The 25,101-nt window shown below is 34.9% G+C and carries 5 protein-coding genes; 3 read left to right on the top strand and 2 right to left on the bottom strand.

The features are described 5' to 3' along the window. Positions 1-10: 10 nt before the first annotated feature. Positions 11-700 carry a (d)CMP kinase gene (gene cmk / locus ACXIHB_RS04195; protein WP_462098988.1) on the bottom strand — a complete coding sequence of 230 codons (690 nt, stop codon included), beginning with the start codon at positions 698-700 and terminating at the stop codon, positions 11-13. Between the two features lie 116 nt (positions 701-816). Further along, entirely contained in the window at positions 817-2,685 is a 1,869-nt protein-coding gene (locus ACXIHB_RS04190) for a leucine-rich repeat domain-containing protein (protein WP_462098987.1), read from the bottom strand. Between the two features lie 310 nt (positions 2,686-2,995). Between ACXIHB_RS04190 and ACXIHB_RS04185 the strand changes: the two genes are divergently transcribed. Genes ACXIHB_RS04185 through ACXIHB_RS04175 form a run of 3 tightly spaced genes read left to right on the top strand, consistent with a single transcriptional unit; the run spans position 2,996 to position 25,100 of the window. Beyond that, positions 2,996-5,170 carry a T9SS type B sorting domain-containing protein gene (locus ACXIHB_RS04185; RefSeq protein ID WP_462098986.1) on the top strand — a complete coding sequence of 725 codons (2,175 nt, stop codon included), beginning with the start codon at positions 2,996-2,998 and terminating at the stop codon, positions 5,168-5,170. A gap of 10 nt (positions 5,171-5,180) precedes the next feature. Further along, the gene (locus tag ACXIHB_RS04180) at positions 5,181-7,019 is read left to right on the top strand and encodes a PorP/SprF family type IX secretion system membrane protein (RefSeq protein WP_462098985.1); all 1,839 of its coding nucleotides are present in this window, start codon (positions 5,181-5,183) and stop codon (positions 7,017-7,019) included. A 48-nt stretch (positions 7,020-7,067) separates the two neighbouring features. Beyond that, positions 7,068-25,100, top strand: coding sequence for a T9SS type B sorting domain-containing protein (locus ACXIHB_RS04175; RefSeq protein WP_462098984.1), 18,033 nt, complete (start codon positions 7,068-7,070; stop codon positions 25,098-25,100). Position 25,101 lies beyond the last annotated feature (1 nt).

Genomic DNA, 25,101 nt, shown 5'->3' with positions numbered 1-25,101 from the left:
TATGAAGTTTTTATTGAATTCTAGCATTAACTAAACTCATAATACGTTCAAATTGTTCTTTAAGTCCCATGTCAGAATTATCAAACTCAATAGCATCGTCTGCCATGACTAAAGGAGAATCTTCTCGGGTAGAATCTATTCTGTCACGTTCTTGTACGTTTTGTAAAATTTCTTCGTAGTTAACCTTGTCACCTCGGTCTATTAATTCTTTGTAGCGACGTGTAGCACGTTTATCGGCAGAAGCAGTCATAAATAATTTTAGTTCAGCATTAGGAAAAACTACGGTTCCAATATCACGACCATCCATAACAATACCTTTGTTTTTACCCATTTCTTGTTGCTCACGAACTAACTTTTTTCTAATTTCAGAAACTTCAGCAACTTTACTTACTAATTTAGAAACCTCAATACTTCTAATTTCTTTTTCAACATTAGTTCCGTTTAAAAACATTTCAGCAAAACCAAGTTTTTCATTAAATGTAAAAGACAAAGAAATATTAGGTAAATCAGCAACTAAATCTTCTGAGTTAAAATGATTTTCAGAAATATAATCATGTTGCATGGCATATAAAGTAACAGCTCTATACATAGCGCCAGTATCAACATAAATATAACTAAGCTCTTTAGCTAATTGTTTAGCAATAGTACTTTTTCCTGTAGATGAAAAACCGTCAATGGCTATGGTGATTTTCTTTGTCATGATTCAAAAAAATAGATAGCAAATATAGGGTAGAATTCTAATACTTTTGAAAGATATAGATAAAAAAGAGAGAGGTGCTAACCTCTCTCTTTGAAAACATGCTATAAATTGTATTGTTACATTTTAATAAAATTAGTAGTGTGTGTACCTCTATTACTGTTAACTCTAAATATATAGCTACCAGTAGCTAGGTCGGTAACATTAATAGGAGCTCCATCTTCTAAATTAATAGGGTTACCTAACCTTTGAGTTGTTGTTGAAGTTGTTGTTTTTTTGAATGATAAATTACCAAAACCTCCTCCAAAAAGAAGATTAACACTTTTTACAAAACTACCCGTTTGAGCATTGAAAATATCAGCTGTAGAGGCTGTTGTACCAGTATCTTTTTTAGATAAGATCATACTTCCAGTGGTAGGATTAGGAGATAGGATAAAGTAACTACTAAAATCGTTTCTTGGTAAAGTACAGTCTGTGTTAACCGTGCATAATGGGTACATACCTGTTATGTAGTTTTTAATATCGTTGAAAAACGATACATTATTTACACAAACAAAGTTTAGTTTAGGACAATTATTTATGGATATATAATTGTCCCGAGTAAGGTCTCCAAAATTATCAAAACTAGAATAAAAACTATGACTTCCTGTTAAGAAAGCTTCTTTTAGGTTAGGGTTATTCCTTATATCTAATCGGGACATGGAATTACAGTTCCTAATATCAATTTTATTAATGAGGTTTTGATTTATGAGTAATTGTTTTAGTTTTGAGTTGTTTGAAGTAATGTTTAACCCCGTTAATTTGTTGTTAGGAACCTGAAGCACTCCTAAATTGCTATTAGTGCTAATATCAAGCTGACTAAGTTGGTTATTTCTTGCTTGTATTGCTTCTAAGGTATAACAGTTAGTAATGTTTAAACTTGTTAAAGAGTTATTATCAATTCCAATAAATGTTAATTGAGTTAAGTTACTAGCATCTAATTGAGAAATATTATTATCGTATAAATGCAAAACTTTTAAGCTCTTATTAGTACTAATATCTATGCTAGTTAATTTATTATTACTGGCATATAAACTTACAAGAGCTTCATTATTAGTTACATTTAAATTAGTTAAATTATTATTAATAACTGATAGGTTTCTTATTTTTAAGTTGTTACTTAAGTCAGCTGAAACTATATTATTGTCGTTAAGTTTTAAAACTTCAATATTAATAAAATATTCAATTCCAGTTACATCATTAATGTTTTTACCATCTAAAGGAAGGTAAGTAACAATTTCAGCTTCTTCAATACAAATTTCGCCATCACCATCGGTATCAATTGCAGGAGAAATATTTAGTAGGGCTTGTTTAAAATTAGGATCTGGGAAGTTAATTATGGGGCAGACTGGTGTAGTAACAATAGTACATTCACCTATATGGAGAGCGCTTCCAATTCTGTTCCAAAAATATCTGTGATCTACATTATTTGATTGAGGCATATATTGATCATTATTGATACAAACATATTCTATGTTATTCAAATCAAAAATAATACCCCATCGTCCTTCCATTTGAAAAGTACTTGAACCTGTTAAATAGGCATATTTAATGGGGTTACCTTCTAGATGTAATCCCCACAGCTTACAGTTTCTAACATCAATAGAAGATATTTGATTTCTTCTAGCGGTTAAAAACCTTAATTTGGTTAAGGTATAAGTTTGTGAATCATTAATTTTTTTAATATTATTATCACTACAGTCTAGAATATCTAGATTTTTAAAAAACTGGATTCCTTCTAAACTAGAGATGTTTTTATTATCTAAATTTAGTCTGTCAATGTTTAAAGCTTCTGCTTCTTCAATTTCGCCGTTTCCAGAAGTATCTATAATAGGGGAGTGAGTTAGCAACGCTTGTTTAAAGTTAGGGTCAGGAAAATTAATTTGCCCATAAGAATTTGTACATAGGTATAGTAATACACCTAAAATGTAAAAGGAGTTTTTTTTCATAATACATAAATTTTACACGCACAGTATTTTTGAGAGCGTGTTTTTCGGGGGTTAAACTTGGTGATACAATTTTTAACCACTATAATGTATAGTGGTATGTAAAGTATAGCATATTTTCAATAACAAAGAAAGGTTTTTTATATAAAATGGAAGACTTTTTTTAAAAAAAAGTAGAAAAAAGAAGGAGGTTAAAACTTTAGTTGTGGGTTACACATAGATTTTATATATTTCGGCGTTAAATTTTGTTAATTTTAATACCGTTTTTGTTAAGAAAAACTATAAATTTGACACCCCTTAAAGGATCCCTTAGATGAAAAATTACACTAAAAGCATTTTATTACTTTTAGCGACACTTCTGTTTTGTGCAACAAGTGCTGTATCTCAGACGCTGCTTAAGCCTGAGATTCAGTTTTCTAATGCTTGTAATGGTGCAGCTACAGATTTTAATGTGGTTTTTAAATACTCGGGTTCAGATTTTGACTCCAATAATGTATTTACGATAGAATTATCTGATGCAGATGGAAATTGGGGAAGTCCGATCAATGTAGGTACAGTAACCACTGAAAATTCTTCATATACTTTTTCTAGAACTTTTCAATTGCCTGATAATACTTACGGAACTAATTACAAGATACGTTTGGTTGCTAGTTCACCAGTAATGACCAGTCCAGATTCAGATTCGTTTGCAGCATATAAATTTTCAACAGATACTTTAGTTTTAAATAATTATGATGATGTTGTACTTTGTGATAGTGGATCAGCAGAACTTATATTAAATACTAATCAGAATGGTAATTACGAATGGTATAAAGATGATGTATTATTTACCACTACAACGGAACCTAAACTAGAGGTCACTTTATCTGGGAAGTATGAAGTGAAAATTGATTATGGAAAATGTGGTAGTGTAACTTCAACAATATCTTCTGTAATTATCTTAGATAATACAGCTAAACAAATTAAAGGGCCTTCAACCGTAGAAATATGTGGAGATGAGTCACATACTTTTGAAGCTAACACAAATCGTTCAGGTTTAACCTATAATTGGTACTTAGACAATAAATTAGTACAATCATCTAATTCTTCAACCTATACAACACCAACAACAGGGCAGTTTGGAACGTATCATTTGATAATTGATACAGGAACCTGTACTACCAAGTCAAACGATGTAGTGTTACAACAACAAACAACAGCAGGTTTTAGTGTAAATGCAGAAGGAGCTTTGACTAAAGTGATTTTACCTAGTGAAACTATTGAGTTATGTATAAATCATGATGCATCTTCTGGAACGATACAATGGTATAAAGAGGTTGATACTCCTTTAACAGCAAAAACTCAACGATGTATGAATGCCACTGAGTCAGGAGTGTATTATGCGCGAGTAACTGAGAGTACAGGAACTTCATGTGATGCCATAGTAGATTCTGAAAAGTTTACGTTATTAAATGTAACGTCTTTTGAACCAACCATTAGAACAGAAACTAATTATGAGGAATGTAATACTAGAAGTACAGAGTTAAGCATAGTAGGTGTTAAGGTAGAGGCAGAAGATGGTAATATGTATGACCTAACATCAGCTCAAATAGGGATGCTAAATTATCAATGGAATTTGGACGGAAACCCTATATCTGGTGAGACTAGTGATGGACTGTTTTTAAGTAGCTATACCGATAATGGTTCGTATACTTTAACTATAAATGTAGGGGCTATATCAGGAACGTCTAAAGCGCTGGATGTTAAGTTGGCTGAAGTACCCGAAATAAGAAGCACATCAACTTCAAATTCACTTTGTGCTGGGTCTTCTATAACTTATACAATAAATAATGTAGTAGCAGGTTATACGTATCAATGGATTAAAGATGGTACGGATGATGTTACCCCTGCTAATCCTGAAAACTTAATAGTAACTGAAGTTGGAGAATATGTGTTGAAATATTCAGGCTTTGGTTGTGATAATGAACTAGAGCCTATAAACGTAGTGATGTTTGATGATTCTGCGGTAACCATAACTCCTTCTGAGATTGTGGTAATGGAGGAAGGAAGTTCAGCAACTATAACAGCAGCAGGGGGAGAGTCATATGAGTGGTATCAAGGAGAGAGTATATCAGGAACCACATTATCAACAACAGAACAGTTAGAAGTAACAGAGCTAGGTTTTTACACAGTATTAGTAAAAGTAGGGGCCTGTTCGGTAACAAGAACGGTAGAAGTTGTAGAGCCAGATGATCAAATTATAGTACCCAACACCTTAACTCCTAATGGAGACGGTAAAAATGACACATGGAAGATATCAAACAAATATGCGTTTCAACCACTAGTAACTGTAATGTTGTATAATGCTAATGGTAAAGAGATTTTAAAAACAACTGAGTACAAAAATGATTGGCCAACAGAAGATTTAGGAAATCAAAAAGTTTTTTATTATAAAATAATAAGAGAAGACAAATTGATTAAAGCTGGAACGATATCTGTTTTACACTAAAAAGGTTAGAATGATTAGAAAAATTACCTTACTTATTATATTGATATTAAATGTGTTTGTTATACAAGCGCAAACTTCTGGTAATGAACAGCAATATAATAGTTTCAGTTCTCGTAACTTTATGAAGTTTAATCGCTTTTTAACCGTGCCAACATTTTCTGCATTACGAGAAAACAAAACATCTCTTTCAGCTATAGTAAGAAACAGTAACATAGATTTTGAGGATAATCCCCGTTTATATGTGCTTACGTATTCAGGGAAAATGAGAGAAAATGTTGGAGCAGGAGTGGCTGTATATCAACAAGATGTAGGGTCGGTAAAAGATTTTGGAGCTATAGCAAATTATGCACATCGTTTACAGTTAAATGAAACGATGGATTTAACTTTTGGATTTAACTTTTTATATAGTAGAAGAAGTTTAAACTGGGGGAAGGTTCTAGTAACTGATGATGACGATACTTTTTTAAGTAATTATCAAGATGATCCTGTGGTTAATTTTCAACCAGCAGTAACGTTGTCTATTGGAAAGTTTGATGTTGGTGTCTTTTTCGAGAATTTAGTAGACTTTAATCTTAAAAAAAGTGAGATGGCAACTTCTTTTGGAGAAAAAACATTTTCGGGACATCTAATGTACTCTCATGAATTTACTTACGCATCAGGGCTTTTTGAAGGAGCTGATGTAAGATTCCTAGCAACCGCTAGAAAACCAGGGAATGATGACTTTGGTTTTGGAGGGAGCGCTATAGTAGATTTACCTAAAGCAGGTTGGGTTAAAGCTGGTTATGACAAAACATATGGAATTTCAGCTGGTGTTGGAATAAACCTTTCAGAAAATTTAGCGATAGGATTTAGTTACGAAAAAAGTAGTTTTGCAGCAACAAATGAAGTTGGACTTATTTATAATTTTGGTAAAAAAAGGTTTACAAGGGAACGACCTAAGAGGAGAACAGGAAATATTAAAGTTAACCTTCCAGAAAGAACACCTAAAAAAGAAATAGAATATAAAAACCCAGAACACAACGATTTATCTGACGAGATTCAACAAGCACAGGATTCTATTGATATACTAAATAAAAAGATAGATGAAGTATTACGAATACTGAAAAATCAACCGGCTCCTAAAGTAATTACCAATACTAATACAGTAATTATTAAAGATAGTGCTCAAACAAAAGATATCACATTAAGAAGAAGATCAAATAAACCATGGCGTAAGAGTACTGTAACTCGCTCTGGTGGAGGAGGAACTATGTATTATGTGGTTTCGGACCAATTTAGAAGTAAAGAAAATGCAGAAGCTTTGATAGATAAATGGGCCCGATTAGATATTGAAGCTAAGTATGTATTTGAACCTAATAAAAAATTATACTATGTATACATAGATAGGTTTGCTAAAGAAGAGGAGGCAGAAGAAAAGGTAGACGATTTTAATGATAAAACACGTTTATTTGAAAAGAATGATGAGAAAAAAGATAATTCTACAATAAAGGTTAATAAGACTACTAAGGACCCTGTGTATGTAGTTAAAATTACCTTAGGAGGAGAGCTTAGTAGTTATGAAGAGCCAAAGACTCAACCACCAGCAAGGGTTTATCCAATGCAGGCCGAAGGAGTTGAGCCCGGATATTATTTACGAGTATACGTAAATTCTCAGAAAGCATTAGCTGATAGAAATGTAGATGAATTAAGAAACGATGACATAGATGCAGATTATTTTGTAGATCCAAAAACAGGCTACATGCATATATATATATTTAAAACAACAGATAGATCGGAAGCGATTAAAATGTACAATACAAATTTAAATGGTGCTTTTTATGATCGTAAAGCAATCATTCAAATTAAATAATATAATATAATAAAAGAACTTGATTAATTAATTTCCCCAATTGATATTATGAAGAGAATAATTACCCTACTAATAATTGTATTATATGCACTTGTTGGTTTTTCACAAGAAAAATCTAGTCTATTCGAAGATGCAAGAGTATCAAAAAAACTCAAGGAGAGTGCTAAAAAAATACAAAAAAATCAAGAGAAATCTACAGCCAATAAGTTGTCTGACACACCATTCAATAACAGGTTAGGAGTTGGAGGTATTAATGTTAAAGGAAATATAACATACGTAGGTAATAATATTTTAAGCATAGATGATAATAATTATAGTTTCATAGGCCCAAATGATGACTTTAATTATGGAGGAAGTGCTAATACAGATTTTAAGTTAGGCTATATTGATATTGATGATGTAATGGGCATACCAGGCAATAACACTACCTTTTCATCAAGTATGTCAACTCTTAACCTACCTAGTTGTTCAAGGATTGTATATGCAGGATTGTATTGGGCTGCTATTTATCCTTATGACAATTGGAATGAAGAATCTTATGGAGTAAACACCAGAGATAATGACTTCAATACTATGAAGTTTAAAATACCGGGACAACCTTATCAAGATATTACTGGAACTATAATTTATGATGATGGAGAAGCTACTCAAAAGCCATATGTATGTTATAGGGATGTTACGTCTTTAGTACAAACTCTTGGAAACCCAAATGGAGATTATTTTGGGGCAAATGTTAAAGCAACTCTTGGTCAAGATTCTGTTGGACAGAGACTTGGTTCATCAGCAGGTTGGGTAATGGTAGTTGTTTATGAAAACGATACTGAATCAAGTAAAAACATTTCATTATTTGACGGTTTTTCTACTATTGATGGAGTTGTAGATACAGATGTAACTTTTTCTGGTTTTACAACTAAAAATTTAGGACCCGTTAGAGTTCAGTTACTTACAGCTGCTTTAGAAGGTGATAAGCCCTATACTGGAGATAGTTTTCAAATTTTAAACCAATCGAATAACTATGAGAATATAACAACAGGATCTAATAATCAAACGAATAATTTTTTTAATAGTTCTATTACTAAATATAACAATTTTGTTAATACAAGAACTCCACGAAGCACGAATACATTGGGGTTTGATATAGATTTATTTAACCTTAATAACCCAGCAAACTCTTTAATAGCTAATGGACAAACATCTATAGATGTAAGATTTACTACAGCTCAAGATGCCTATTTTCCATTTTTAAATGCTATGACGGTTGAAATTATAGAGCCTAAAGTACAGTTAATAAAAACAATTGAAGATGCTAGCGGAAATGATATACAAGGTAGACCTGTAGGTTTAGGGAGTGAATTATTTTATAATATAAGCTTTCAGAATGTAGGAACAGATGATGCTAGAAATACAATAATTACAGATAGATTACCAAAAAATGTAGATTTATTGACAACTACAGCACCAAATGGCTCTGTTGCTCCAGATGGAACACGTTTTGATATAGATTTACCTCCAGGAGTATCTATAACAGCATACGATCCACCAAGCGCAGCTAATGATAATAGAGCTGAATTAGAGATTTCAGTACCAGATAATATGGTTTTAGAGGGAGGTGCCCTTTATAATATTCGTATGCACGTTCAAGTAGTAACACACTGTAGTCAATTAAGAGATGTGTGTTCTAATGAGGTTAGAAATCAGGCTTTTGCCAGATACGAAGGAGTTAGAGGAGGAGTAGTTGTTAATAATGAGCCTAGTTTTTCGGGATTAGATGATTGTAATTTTGGTATAGTTGGTACTTCAAACTTTTTAGTTGATACAAGAGGATGTTCTTTTGAAACGACACAAGTAATGTGTGGTTCTAGTATAACATTAACTGCTGGAGCAGGGTTTGAATCATACGAATGGAGAGATGCCTCAGGCACTTTATTAGGAACTACTACAGTACCATCTTTTGATGTAACTAATGAAGGAACGTACACAGTTAATAAGATAGCTTCAGCAGCATCAGGATGTATAAATGCTGAAGAAACCATACATGTTGTAGGATATAATTCAGAACCAAATCCATTACAACCATTTGCAGACCAGGTATTAACTTGTGCAAGTAACGGAGAAGAGTTAGCTGAAGTTTACTTATGTGGTGATAGTGGTTCTAGAACTATTAATTTACCATTTGATACCTCTTCAGCTACAACAGTACAGTGGTTTAAATTGGATGAATCTTCTTGTACCGATGTAACAGAGTCTGGATGCCCTAATATAAATACAGCTTGTAAATGGAATGAAGTAGGTAGTGGAGAATTTTCTAGAAACTTTGCAGATGCTGGAGAATATCGTTTAGATGTTTTATACGATGGTCGTTGTCGACAACAATATTATTTTAATGTATATAAGGCTACTTTAAATCCTACCTTTATTACACAGGATATTTTATGTGGTAACAATGGGTCTATTACTGTAAACAATATACCAGCAGGTTATCAATACAGTTTAACAGGTCCAGGAGGTTATAATGCTCCTTTTCAAAATAGTAATGTTTTTTCAAATTTAACAGCTGCAGGAAACTATAACCTTTCAATTCGTGTAAGTAGTGCGTCTGCTGCTTCATGTACATATACTTTTCCTCCTATTAATATTCAGGAAAATGACATAGATATGGACGTCATTACAACACCTATGCAGTGTTTTAATGATTCAGCACAAATAAGAGTTCAAGTAAATAATGTTCCTGGAGATTATACATATGAATTATTACAAGGTGGAAGTGTAGTAGGAATAGAAGGTCCAACTGCTAATAACGATTTTACTTTTAATGTTACAGATGGTGGGGCTTACACAGTGAGAGTTACAACACCTCAGTGTACCGCTACAGAAACGATTGTTATTAATGAACCAGATGAGTTAATATTTACAGCATTAAAAACTAAAGATATAACTTGCGAATCAGGAAGTTCAGACGGAATTATTCAGTTAACTGCAAGTGGAGGAACATTAGACACATCGTCAGGTAATAATTATAATTTTGCTGTATGGACGAGTCAGGGAACAGATTTATATACAAACCCATCAGACATTCCTAATACTGCGTTTTTAACACCAGCAACAAACCCATACACCTACAATGTGCCTGTTGGTAGTGAAGGAATATATCGATTTATTGTTATTGATGATAATAACTGTTATACAATTTCAGACCCGGTAGAAATTACTGTAGAGCCAGAATTAGCTTTTACTCATTCAGAAACAGATGTAACTTGTAATGGTTTAACAGATGGAACTATTAATGTTAGTGTTAATGGAGATAATTTAGGATATGCAGTAGAATATAGCATTGATAATGCTACATGGAACACTACAGGTGCTTTTGATAGTTTAGATGATGGAACTTATACCATTTATATAAGGGCATCAAAAAATTCTTATCAGTGTTTATATGAAATTCCTAATGTAGTAATAAATGAGCCAGCACCACTTAATGGAGGAAGTGCTACAAAAACTGATTTAGAATGTAACACCTCTGGAGGAACTACCTTTGGTACTATAACCTATACAGCACCAACAGGAGGTACTCCTAATTATACATATTATTATAAGTTAAGTTCAGCTGCAACTTATACATTAGCAGCAAATAATCCAGTAACAGGGCTCCCTGCAGGAACATACAACACAAGAGCAATAGACGCAAGTGGATGTATAATAGATTTAAACAATGTAACTATAAATGGTTTACCATCAGCACCAAATGTAACAAGTTCTGTGGTATATAATTGTGATGGTACAGGAAACGTAACAATAACAGCTACTCCTGCAGGAACATATACTTATACTTTAAACGGAAACTCAAATACTACGGGTGTATTTAATAATGTACCGGTAGGAGGATATACCGCTGAAGTAACTTATGGAGGTAGTTGTGTAGAAGACATTAGAGTTAGGGTAAATGCAGGAAATGAATTTTCAGGAAGTATTGTAGGCTCTACAGATAGTGAGTGTTATGGTTCAGATAATGGGGCAATCACAATATCAGCAAATAACGTTATAGGAGGAAGTTTTGAGTATTCGACAGATGGTGGAGCAACTTGGTCAATGACAGCCGATAACCCTTATAGAGTTGTAGGTTTAGCAGCAGGAACATATAATGTGTTTATAAGAGAAGCTGATGGAGGAGTGGCAAGTTGTGTAATTGATTTAGGTAATGTTACAATAGGCCAACCAGAAGAATTAACCTTGGCAGCATCGGTAACTCAAGAAGTAACTTGTAATATTGCAACAGGAACTATTACAGCTACTGCTACAGGAGGAATCCCTCCATACGAATACAGTATTGATGGAGGTGCTAATTGGGAAACTAGTAACGTGTTTAATAATGTACCACCAAGAGCAACTGATTATGTTGTAATGGTTAGAGATAGTAGAAACTGTAACGAATGTGGCTGTACAGCCAAATTGTTCCAAAATGGAAGCTTTGAAAGACCAGCAGAAACAGTAACAAGATTTAAATGGTATAATGAAGATGAAATTCCTGGTTGGGACTCTACGGCGTCTGATAATTTAATAGAGCTTTGGCATAATGGATATAATGGTGTGACAGCTCATGAAGGTAATTCTTTTGCAGAATTAAATGCTAATACAGTTTCTTCTTTATACCAAGAGTATTGTACACAACCAGGAGATATAATTACTTGGTCTGTAGCGCATAGAGGAAGAAGTGGTTTAGATAGAGCAACAGTGAAAATAGGAGGTGATTTAGCCACAGCTGGAGTTGTTGAAACCATGGAAACAAATAACACCGCTTGGAAAGTTTATACAGGAAGTTATACCGTTCCAGTAGGGCAATCAACCACAATAATTGCTTTTGATGCATTATCAACAGCTGGAGGAAATAACACTGTAGGGAATTTTATAGACGACGTACAAATTAATATTGCGAGTACAACTTGTGTACCTGTAAGTGTACCTGTTATAGAACCAAATACAGTAGATTTTGATTTAACACCTACATTATGTTATGATGGAAGTGGGAATGGTGAGATTCGTGTAGAAGTTACATCGGGTAATAATGATTACCAATTTAGGATTGATGGAGGAATTTGGCAAAACCCAAATGTAGCTACACCAGATGAGTTTACTTTTACAGGGTTAACAGATGGTACTTACAGTATTGAAGTAAGAGACGGATTAGGCTGTACAATTCCAGCAAAAGATGCAACTATTTTACCACAGTTAACAGCAACAATAACAACAGTAAGTGCAACATGTAACGATGGTCAAATAGTAATTACTCCAAACGGAGGAGACGGTAATTATGAATTTATAGTAGAAACAGGAGGGGTGCAAACCTCGTACACTTCTAGTCCAATTGCAGTACCAGCAGGAACTTATACGGTGTATGTAAGAGATAAAAATGGAGGAACAAATTACTGTGAATATTCAGATACAGTAACAGTGAATCAAATAGCAGCACCAACCGTAAGCAGTACATCAACACAACCAAATTGTAGTACAGATACGGGAACAATCAATGTAACTGTAGGAAGTGGAACCTCACCATATACCGTAACAGTTACAGGACCAGGAGGTCCATTTGTACAAGGACCATCAGCAGATGTTAATTACAGTTTTACAGGATTAGGAGATGGTACTTATCAAATTACAGTAAGTGATGCAAACGGTTGTCCACCAGTAGCCACATCAACAGAAACGATTAATGTTCCAACAGCATTAGCAGGAGGCTCAGCAAGTAAAACAGACTTAATGTGTAGCCCTACAGGCACTATTTTAGGAACGATAAGTTTTACAGCACCAACAGGTGGAACAGCACCTTATATTTATTATTATAGATTAGTAGGAGGAGGAGCTTATACACAAATAGCAGGAACAACAGTATCTAATTTACCAGCAGGAGATTATGAGACAAAAGTAGAAGATTCAAATGGCTGTGAAAGAATTTTAGACACCTTAACGATAGCAGATTTACCAGCAGTACCACCATTTGCAAGTACTGTAGTATATAACTGTGATGGTACAGGAAATATCACCATAACACCATTTGATGCTAGTTATACTTATTCTTTAGATGGGGCTGCAGCACAAACAGGAGCAAATGCTAATATTTTTAATAATGTAGCAGCTGGAGCTCATACAGTAACTGTAGATTATGGAAGTAATTGTACAGAAGATGTATTGGTAACAGTAGCAGCAGATCAAGAATTTACAGCAGCAGTTATAAACACGACAAATCCTACATGTTTAGGAGACAATAATGGAAGTATAGAAGTAGAAGCAAGTTTTCCATCATCAACACCAACTGAGTTTGAATATAATATAGGAGCAGGTTGGGTAAGTACTTCAGGAAATAATCCATTTGTTATACCAAACTTTACATCAGGAACACATACAATTGAAGTTCGTCCAGTAGGAGGAATTGCAGCATGTGAGCAAACAGTAAGCGCAACCTTAACAGATCCAAGTGTAGTAACAGTAGTAGCACCAGTAACAAAAGAAGTTACTTGTGTACCAGCAACAGGAGCTACTATTACACCAAACGGAAGCGGAGGAAATGGCGCACCATTTAGTTATGAGTTATTTGATAATGGAGGAACATCATTAGGAACAACTACGACAGAGTTTACAGATGTAGCAGCAGGAACGTATACAGTAGTAGCTACAGATCGTTTGGGTTGTGATTCATCACCAGTAACAGTAATGATAAACCCATCGCAAACAGTAGATTTTGATTTAACACCTACATTATGTTATGATGGAAGTGGGAATGGTGAGATTCGTGTAGAAGTTACATCGGGTAATAATGATTACCAATTTAGGATTGATGGAGGAATTTGGCAAAACCCAAATGTAGCTACACCAGATGAGTTTACTTTTACAGGGTTAACAGATGGTACTTACAGTATTGAAGTAAGAGACGGATTAGGCTGTACAATTCCAGCAAAAGATGCAACTATTTTACCACAGTTAACAGCAACAATAACAACAGTAAGTGCAACATGTAACGATGGTCAAATAGTAATTACTCCAAACGGAGGAGACGGTAATTATGAATTTATAGTAGAAACAGGAGGGGTGCAAACCTCGTACACTTCTAGTCCAATTGCAGTACCAGCAGGAACTTATACGGTGTATGTAAGAGATAAAAATGGAGGAACAAATTACTGTGAATATTCAGATACAGTAACAGTGAATCAAATAGCAGCACCAACCGTAAGCAGTACATCAACACAACCAAATTGTAGTACAGATACGGGAACAATCAATGTAACTGTAGGAAGTGGAACCTCACCATATACCGTAACAGTTACAGGACCAGGAGGTCCATTTGTACAAGGACCATCAGCAGATGTTAATTACAGCTTTACAGGATTAGGAGATGGTACTTATCAAATTACAGTAAGTGATGCAAACGGTTGTCCACCAGTAGCCACATCAACAGAAACGATTAATGTTCCAACAGCATTAGCAGGAGGCTCAGCAAGTAAAACAGACTTAATGTGTAGCCCTACAGGCACTATTTTAGGAACGATAAGTTTTACAGCACCAACAGGTGGAACAGCACCTTATATTTATTATTATAGATTAGTAGGAGGAGGAGCTTATACACAAATAGCAGGAACAACAGTATCTAATTTACCAGCAGGAGATTATGAGACAAAAGTAGAAGATTCAAATGGCTGTGAAAGAATTTTAGACACCTTAACGATAGCAGATTTACCAGCAGTACCACCATTTGCAAGTACTGTAGTATATAACTGTGATGGTACAGGAAATATCACCATAACACCATTTGATGCTAGTTATACTTATTCTTTAGATGGGGCTGCAGCACAAACAGGAGCAAATGCTAATATTTTTAATAATGTAGCAGCTGGAGCTCATACAGTAACTGTAGATTATGGAAGTAATTGTACAGAAGATGTATTGGTAACAGTAGCAGCAGATCAAGAATTTACAGCAGCAGTTATAAACACGACAAATCCTACATGTTTAGGATACAATAATGGAAGTATAGAAGTAGAAGCAAGTTTTCCATCATCAACACCAACCGAGTTTGAATATAATATAGGAGCAGGTTGGGTAAGTACTTCAGGAAATAATCCATTTGTTATACCAAACTTTACATCAGGAACACATACAATTGAAGTTCGTCCAGTAGGAGGAATTGCAGCATGTGAGCAAACAGTAAGTGCAACCTTAACAGATCCAAGTGTAGTAACAGTAGTAGTAGCAGTAACAAAAGAAGTTACTTGTGTACCAGCAACAGGAGCTACTATTACACCAAACGGAAGCGGAGGAAATGGCGCACCATTTAGTTATGAGTTATTTGATAATGGAGGAACATCATTAGGAACAACTACGACAGAGTTTACAGATGTAGCAGCAGGAACGTATACAGTAGTAGCTACAGATCGTTTGGGTTGTGATTCATCACCAGTAACAGTAATGATAAACCCATCGCAAACAGTAGATTTTGATTTAACAACAACATGTTTTGATGGAACAAGTGGAAGCATTTTAGTCACCAATACCGTAGGTAATGGAGACTATCAATATAATATTAATGGAAACCCATGGCAAAATCCAGATGCAGCAACACCTAATCAATATACTTTTACAGGACTAACACCAAATACTTATACAGTTAATGTAAAAGATGGCAGAGGATGTATCACTACTAAAAATATAACTATTAATCCACAGTTGCAAGCAACAGCAACACCAACAAATGCCAGTTGTACACTTGGATCAATAGCAATTAGTGCTACAGGAGGTACAGGAATAGGAACTTACGAATATGCTGTAGTAACAGCTGGAGACCCAGTACCTACAACAGGTTTTTCAAACACGAACCCTATAACTAATTTAGCACCTAACACTTATGATGTATATGTAAGAGATAGTTCAACATGTTCTTATGTTATCGAAAATGTTGTAATAGCATATATTATGCCTGTAGATATCACAGCAACACCTAATAACCCTACATGTAATGGAGATAGAGGTAGTATAGATGGTGAAATAATAGTAAATAGAGGTCAAGGACCTTATACTATTACCATTGAAGATAGTTCAAATACCGAAATAGATAGATTAGACAACTTCATAGGTACTAATTTTAGTTTCAATAACTTAGCTGTAGATACTTATGAAATTAAAATTACAGATGCTTTAGGGTGTGAGGACACTTTTGATTTTACATTAGAAGAATTACCACCTTTAACAGCCGATTTAAGTTCAATTTTACCTGTGTGCGGCACACCTTTTTTAGGAAATGAAAACCTGTTTGGTTTTGAGTTTACTAATTACCCTACAGTACCAACACCTTATAGTGTTGAGTTTAGTAAAGATGACGGAGCAACATGGCAATCTTCTCCTACATTTACAGGAATAGATTCAGGGACAATAGTTTACCCAGCGATAAGGATTGTAGAAGCAGATGGTGTTACTACAAGATGTATTTTTAATTTTGGAAGATATGAAGTTCCTTATCCAGTAGAAGGTTTAATCGTAAACCCAGTTGCAAATCCTACTAGCTGTAATGAAGGGTTTAGTGTAACTGTTGAAGCTTTTTTAGGAGCTGGTCCTTTCCAGTTTGCAATAGGAACTCCTTCTGGTTGGGTTGATCCAGACATTGATAGTCCAGCACCTCCAGCACCAGCACCAGTACCAGATCAAGATAGAACGTATACATTTAAAAATTTAACTCCTGGGTTAACGTATGTGTTTTATGTAAAAGATTTAAATGGTACTCCTCTTGATACAACAGATGACTGTATTAAGCAGAACAATGAAGATGTTTATGCTACTTTTACCCCTTCTGTGCCAATTACACCTACAGTAAACAATAATCAATGTAGTGGTAGTTCTAATGGGCAAATTACATTTGAAATAGATAATACAAGTACAGATTTAAACAATAATTTTACTTGGACGTTGTATGAAAGAGACCCAGTAACTAACGCAGGTACAGCTTTACCTGCATATACGAATGTTCCACAAACAGGTTTTGCCCCTATTGTGGCAACTGGGTTACCTTCAGGAGTATATTATATTATACTTAGCAATACAACGGGAGGACCACCTGTTTGTGAATTTGGTAGTTTAGATGTAACTATTAAAGAAGGTCAGCCTATAACAGGTAATTTGAATAAATTAAATGATATTACATGTAACGTTCCAGGGAAGATAAGAGTAGAAAATGTTTTAGGAGGGTTTGCACCTTACACTTATAACGTAACTTTATCTGAAGCGACTGCAACAGCAACAGTTACAGGTAATGAAATTACAGTAACAGCACCTACTAGTATAACATCTGTAGACGTAACGGTAGAAGTTGAAGATAGTAATGGAACAGGAGCGTGTACTGCTAATTTAGGTACAGTAACTTTAAATGTAGCACAATTACCAACAGCCACAGCAGTAGCAGATAGTTGTCCTGCAAATAAAACGATTACAGCAACAGTTACTACTGGTGTAGCACCTTACCAATATTCATTAAATGGAGGAGCTACCTTTAGTACAGAAACAACTAACACAACTTTTACACAAAATAATATAACCCCAGGTAGTTATGATATTGTAGTAAGAGACGCTACAGGTTGTGAAAGTGTACCAACAACAGTAATAGTACACGAGAATGTTACATTTGATGTGGTACCTACAAAAAATGCAGAGTGTGTTTTAAATGGAGAAGCTACTCTTACAATTAATAGCGGTTCACACAATACAGCAACTTTCACAGCAAACTATACTTATTCGGTTGATGGAGGGTTTCCAGTAGCTATCCCAGCAGGTAACACTACAGCAATTATTAGTTTGGCTCCAGGAACATATACAGTATCAGTTACAGATATAAATACAGGATGTACTACAGGTACACAAACTGTAACTATTCAAGATGCTGAAATTCCTAGTTTCACAGCATTAGCCGAGGCTAGTTTATGTTCAGGAGATAATTCGGGTAGAATTACTTTAACGGCAGTAGACAATGGAATTTTACCATTAAATTATAGTATAATTCCTGCAGCAGGAACGATTACAGGAAATGTAATAACAGATTTACCACCAGGAACATACTCCGTTACAGGAGAAGGAACGAATGGATGTACTTTTACCGTTACAGATATTGTAATAGATGAATACGCTCCAATAGTACCGAGTACTCCTGTTGTAGAACAATTTGGATGTAGTGCAGGTAATACTGTAGATGTTGCTACGGTAACTATTCCAGCAGGAACAGTAGGAGGTTCAACAAATTATACACGTTATGTATTTGTTTATACGCCAGCAGATGGAAGCGGTCCAATAACCCAAGACGGTCCGAGTACAAGTTTTAGTACAACGAATACCTCAGGGGGTCCAGTACAAATTACTGTTTACGACGATAAAGGATGTTCAGGAGTAGAAAACACTACTATTGATGCTTATGTAGCAATTACAGGTGTAACAATTAGTCCACAAAGAACTATTGATTGTAATGAGGGAGAAGATATAGAGGCTACCTATACTATAAATACAGGAGGAGCATTAGCAAATTTTGAATTTAGATTGTATGATGATACGAATGCTCTATTAGAAACTAGAACTAATACAGATGGAGATTTTACAACATTATTAGCAACAGGAACTTATAGAGTAGAGTTAGAAAATAGAGATACCAATTGTATATATACAGAGTATCACACAGTAGAAGCAGAACCTACCTTTGATATTTTAATTACCAATATAGATGATGTAGATTGTAAAGGAGATAATAATGGAAGTGCTGTATTAAGTTTTGTACCAAGTACACCACCATACACAAGTGGTTATAGTTATATTGTTTACGATGCTACTACAGGTACAGCAACGACAGTAACAGGAACAGGAATAGCAGGTACACCAGAAACAATCACAGGATTGGTAGCAGGAGAGTACTATGTACGAATAGATATGGGAACTAACAGTCCATTCTGTGAAGCACAAAGTGCAAACTTTACCATTTCAGAACCAGCAGATTCATTATCAGTAACAGGAGTTACTAATCCAGTAGTAAGCTGTTACAATGGTTCAGATGCTACTATTACAGCCACCGGATCAGGAGGTTGGGGAGATTATGTGTACCAATTAGAAGAAACAGCTACCCCAGGAGTTGCTTATGCAGGTAACACGTTTAGTTCAAACAATATCTTTACGAACTTACCAGCAGGAGATTATACAGTAGTAGTACGAGATAAAAATGGTGCTACAGGATTATATTGTGAGTCAACTGATCAAGTAATTATAGCAAATCCAGCAGAGGTAACATTTACAGTAACTGAGAATGACAATTCATGCGATTCTTCAATAGGAGGAAGTATATCAGTAACAGCAACAGGAGGTACAGGTACATATACTTATACATTATCTAACGGAAGTGGAGTAGTAGAAACGCAAATACTGAATGCTGCAAATTATACATTTACCAATTTAGCAGCAGATGCTTATACAGTAAATGTAGTAGATTCTAATGGATGTACAGAGGGTACGCCAACGAATGTTACAATAACACCAGATTTAGTATTTACATTAACAGAGACTAAGAAGTTAACATGTAATGCACCAATGGCAGCAACTGTAGCATTAGAAGTAACTTCAGGCTCTGGTAGTTATGCTTATGAAGTTGCAGGACCAAGTATAGCAGTAGGAAGAACGAATTTAGCAGGTACAACATTAACGCTGAATCCTACGGTAGCAGGAGTATATACCGTAACAGTTTATGATACAGGAGCAACACCAGAATGTTCAGTAGTTAAAACTATTGAAATTCAAGATGCGGAAATTCCTAGTTTCACGGCGTCTGCCGAGGCTAGTTTATGTTCAGGAGATAATTCGGGTAGAATTACTTTAACGGCAGTAGACAATGGAATTTTACCATTAAATTATAGTATAATTCCTGCAGCAGGAACGATTACAGGAAATGTAATAACAGATTTACCACCAGGAACATACTCCGTTACAGGAGAAGGAACGAATGGATGTACTTTCACCGTTACAGATATTGTAATAGATGAATACGCTCCAATAGTACCGAGTACACCAGTTGTAGAACAATTTGGATGTAGTACAGGTAACACTGTAGATGTTGCTACGGTAACTATTCCAGCAGGAACAGTAGGAGGTTCAACAAATTATACACGTTATGTATTTGTTTATACGCCAGCAGATGGAAGCGGTCCAATAACCCAAGACGGTCCGAGTACAAGTTTTAGTACAACGAATACCTCAGGGGGTCCAGTACAAATCACTGTTTACGACGATAAAGGATGTTCAGGAGTAGAAAACACTACTATTGATGCTTATGTAGCAATTACAGGTGTAACAATTAGTCCACAAAGAACTATTGATTGTAATGAGGGAGAAGATATAGAGGCTACCTATACTATAAATACAGGAGGAGCATTAGCAAATTTTGAATTTAGATTGTATGATGATACGAATGCTCTATTAGAAACTAGAACTAATACAGATGGAGATTTTACAACATTATTAGCAACAGGAACTTATAGAGTAGAGTTAGAAAATAGAGATACCAATTGTATATATACAGAGTATCACACAGTAGAAGCAGAACCTACCTTTGATATTTTAATTACCAATGTAGATGATGTAGATTGTAAAGGAGATAATAATGGAAGTGCTGTCTTAAGTTTTGTACCAAGTACACCACCATACACAAGTGGTTATAGTTATATTGTTTACGATGCTACCACAGGTACAGCAACGGCAGTAACAGGAACAGGAACAGCAGGTACACCAGAAACAATCACAGGATTGGTAGCAGGAGAGTACTATGTACGAATAGATATGGGAACTAACAGTCCATTCTGTGAAGCACAAAGTGCAAACTTTACCATTGCAGAGCCAGCAGATTCATTATCAGTAACAGGAGTTACCAATCCAGTAGTAAGCTGTTACAATGGTTCAGATGCTACTATTACAGCCACCGGATCAGGAGGTTGGGGAGATTATGTGTACCAATTAGAAGAAACAGCTACCCCAGGAGTTGCTTATGCAGGTAACACGTTTAGTTCAAACAATATCTTTACGAACTTACCAGCAGGAGATTATACAGTAGTAGTACGAGATAAAAATGGTGCTGTCGGATTATATTGTGAGTCAACTGATCAAGTAATTATAGCAAATCCAGCAGAGGTAACATTTACAGTAACTGAGAATGACAATTCATGTGATTCTTCAGTAGGAGGAAGTATATCAGTAACAGCAACAGGAGGTACAGGTACATATACTTATACATTATCTAACGGAAGTGGAGTAGTAGAAACGCAAATACTGAATGCTGCAAACTATACATTTACCAATTTAGCAGCAGATGCTTATACAGTAAATGTAGTAGATTCTAATGGATGTACAGAAGGTACTCCAACAGATGTTACAATAACACCAGATTTAGTATTTACATTAACAGAAACTAAGAAGTTAACATGTACTGCACCAATGGCAGCAACTGTAGCATTAGAAGTAACTTCAGGTTCTAGTAGTTATGCTTATGAAGTTGCAGGACCAAGTATAGCAGTAGGAAGAACGACTTTACCAAGTACAACATTAACGCTAAATCCTACGGTAGCAGGAGTATATACCGTAACAGTTTACGATACAGGAGCAACACCAGAATGTTCAGTAGTTAAAACTATTGAAATTGAAGATGCTGAAACTCCTAATTTCACGGCAGTAGCTACAGTAACAGATATTTGTTTTGGAACATCAACAGGAGAAGTTACAGTTTCACCAGTAGATAATGGTATTTTACCATTAAGTTATGAGATTAATAATGTATCAGGAACATATAATGCTGTTTTAACAGGAAGTGATACGGTATTTGCGAACTTACCAGCAGATGACTATATAGTTACAGCTACGGGAGTAAATGGATGTACAACAGATGTAACTGTAAGTATTAATCAAAATGCTATTATTGATATTTCAAACGCCATTACTGTAACACAGTTTGCTTGTACGGCAGGAACTAATACAACAAACAATGCTATAATTACAGTTGATAAGGCAGCGATTATAGGAGGAACAGGAAACTATGTTCGAGTTGTGTTTGAAGATAATGCAACAGGTAATGTATTACAAGACGATAGTAACTTTACATATATATCAACTAATTTAGCTGGAGGAGATTATACAGTAAAAGTATATGATGAAAATACAGATTGTTTTGTATCTAGAGTAGTAACGATAGCTCCATTTACTCCAATGACAGGAGCAAGTATCGATGTAATTAAAAATACAGACTGTAATACAGGAGAGAATATCACTGTAAAAGTAGTGCCACCATTACCAAATATTCAGTATACAATAACAGGAACAGGAGCTACTCCTTATACACGAACATTAAATGTGGTATCAGATGCAGATGCAGCAGTATTTAATAACGTACCGGTTGATGATTACACAATTGAGATATACAATGCAGCAACAGGATGTACTTTAGAAGTATATCACACGGTAGAACCAGAACCTACCTTTGATATATTAGTAAGTAATGTTCAAAGAGCTTGTTTTGGTGGTACAGGAAGTGCAACAATAGATTTTAGTGCAGCTACACCATATACAGATGTTTATACTTACGAAGTATTTGAAGTAGGTAACCCAACTGCTATTACATCAGGAAATGGTACAGGAGGTACTCCAGAAACAATTACTACTAATTTAGTAGCAGGTGAATATTATGTGGTTGTAAGTATGACGAATACACCATTCTGTGAAGCACAAAGTGAAAACTTTATAATTGAAGAACCAGCAAACGCATTAGCATTAACAGGCACACCAACGTATATTAATTGTAATGTTACTGATTCTGGAGAAATCTTGTTAGAAGCTCAAGGAGGTTGGGCACCGTATGAGTATCAATTAGTAAATGATGCAGCACCAGCTACACCAGTTCAAAATTTTGATAGTAATAGAAGAATTACTGGGTTAATAGCAGGTAATTATACAGCAACAGTTAGAGATGTTACAGGGTGTGAAGAAACATTTACATTTACATTACAGCCAACTACACCTATGGATGCACTTGTAAGAGTTATTCCAAACTTATGTGAAGGAGAAAGAACAGCAACCATTGAAGTAACTAATGTAACAGGAGGTCAAACACAAGATGCAACTGTAAGTTATACTTATATTTTAACCTATCCTGACGGAGTAACGCAAGTAGAACAGTTATCAAATACATTTAGCAATTTACCAGCGGGTACAAATTACAAAGTAACTGTTAGAGATAATAAATATAGCTGTGAATACACAAATAGCCCTGTAAACATAGTTGACCCTTCAGAAGTAGAAGCTTCGGCAAATATCACTGCAGATATAACTTGTAACATCCCTAATGCAACCGTAGAAGTAAGTGCAATAGGAGGTACAGGCGTTTATGAATATAGTAGCGATGGAGTGAATTTTGGTCCTGACAATACGTTTACAAACGTAAGTCCAGGTTCTCAAACATTCTATGTACGTGATGATAATAATTGTGAAGATACAGTTGTAGTAACAGTCAATGCATACGAACCTTTAGTACCAACTTTAGTAGTTGATTCAGGATTTGTTACCTGTAATGGAGATGCTAATGGAGTGTTATCAGCAACTGTAGCAGGCGGTTTCGGTAATTACGAATACCAACTGTTAGATGGTAGTAATAATCCGATTGATGGAACATGGACAACATCAAATACTTTTGGAGGTTTAGATGTTGGTACATATAAAATTAGAGTAAGAAGTACTAATAGATTTGGAGAAGTATGTACAGAAGATACTGCACCACATCCTATTGTAGAACCAGAACCTTTAGTAGTTGCTGAAAACCATACAGATGTAAGTTGTTTTGGAGGAAATGATGGTACTATTACAGTATTAGCCTCAGGAGGAAACTTAACAGGATATGAATACAATATTAGTACAGACCCAACAAATAAATTTGTTACCGATAATGTGTTCAGAAACTTAACAGCAGGTACGTATACCATTACTGTTAAAGATAAGGTTGGATGTATTGATACTATTGATGTAGTTATTGATCAACCACAACAATTTACAGCAACATTGGTAGGAGTTACAGAACAAACTTGTATTAATAATGCAACTCCAACAATAGAGTTAGATGTACAAGGAGGAACACAACCTTACTACGTAAGTATTAATAATATAGAACAACCTACACCATATACAACGAATACAATTGTGTTAGGAGCAGCAGAAAACATCCAAGCAGGTACATCTTACTACATTACAGTAAGAGATGAAGCAGGTTGTAATGTTGCAGACCCAATTAGAGTAACTACGGCTGAACCAGTAGATTTACAATTAACAGTTGATTTTGCATATACCTGTGAGGTAGGAAATATTATTAAAGCAATAGTTGATGAAGCATATAGAGCTAATATGTCTTACACATTATATGACGGAATAGGAAACCCTGTAGTAACAAATAATACAGGAGAATTTATTGATGTACCAGCAGGAACAGGATACTATGTTACAGCAACACATACAATAACTTCATGTTCTGAAAGTTCTACTAGTAGTCCAATTAGTATTGAAGATATTCAAGCATTAACCTTAGATATTGATGATTCGGTTAAGAATACTTTAATAGCCAATGCAGATTTTGGATTACCACCTTATGAGTATAGTGTAGATGGAGGTGATTTTGGATCAGATAATGAGTTCTTAATCTTACAAACAAAAGATTACACTATTACGGTAAGAGATGCTAGAGGCTGTGAGGAAACAGTAACTATAAGAGGAGAGTATATTACTATTTTCGTTCCAAACTTATTTACTCCAGACGGAGATGGAACAAATGATTATTGGTACCCTCGTGAAGTAGAAGAATATCATGATATTCAAGTGTTTATTTACGACAGATATGCACGTAACATTGCCGAGTTTAAAGGTTCTGTAGAAGGATGGGATGGTACTTATGAAGGTACACCATTACCATCAGGAGATTATTGGTATACTATTTACTTTAAAGAGTTATCAGGTCAAGAGAAGAAAATAATGGGACACTTTACACTATATAGATAAA

The organism is Tenacibaculum sp. IMCC1 (assembly GCF_054906355.1).
Note: the sequence above shows the minus strand (reverse complement) of the source record. Positions and strands in the feature narration are given on the sequence as shown.

What these genes read in the sequence shown, in the direction of transcription:
- ACXIHB_RS04185 (WP_462098986.1), top strand. Translation starts at nt 2,996, where the DNA reads ATGAAAAATTACACTAAAAGCATTTTATTACTTTTAGCGACACTTCTG.
- ACXIHB_RS04180 (WP_462098985.1), top strand. Translation starts at nt 5,181, where the DNA reads ATGATTAGAAAAATTACCTTACTTATTATATTGATATTAAATGTGTTT.
- ACXIHB_RS04175 (WP_462098984.1), top strand. Translation starts at nt 7,068, where the DNA reads ATGAAGAGAATAATTACCCTACTAATAATTGTATTATATGCACTTGTT.
- cmk (WP_462098988.1), bottom strand. Translation starts at nt 700, where the DNA reads ATGACAAAGAAAATCACCATAGCCATTGACGGTTTTTCATCTACAGGA.
- ACXIHB_RS04190 (WP_462098987.1), bottom strand. Translation starts at nt 2,685, where the DNA reads ATGAAAAAAAACTCCTTTTACATTTTAGGTGTATTACTATACCTATGT.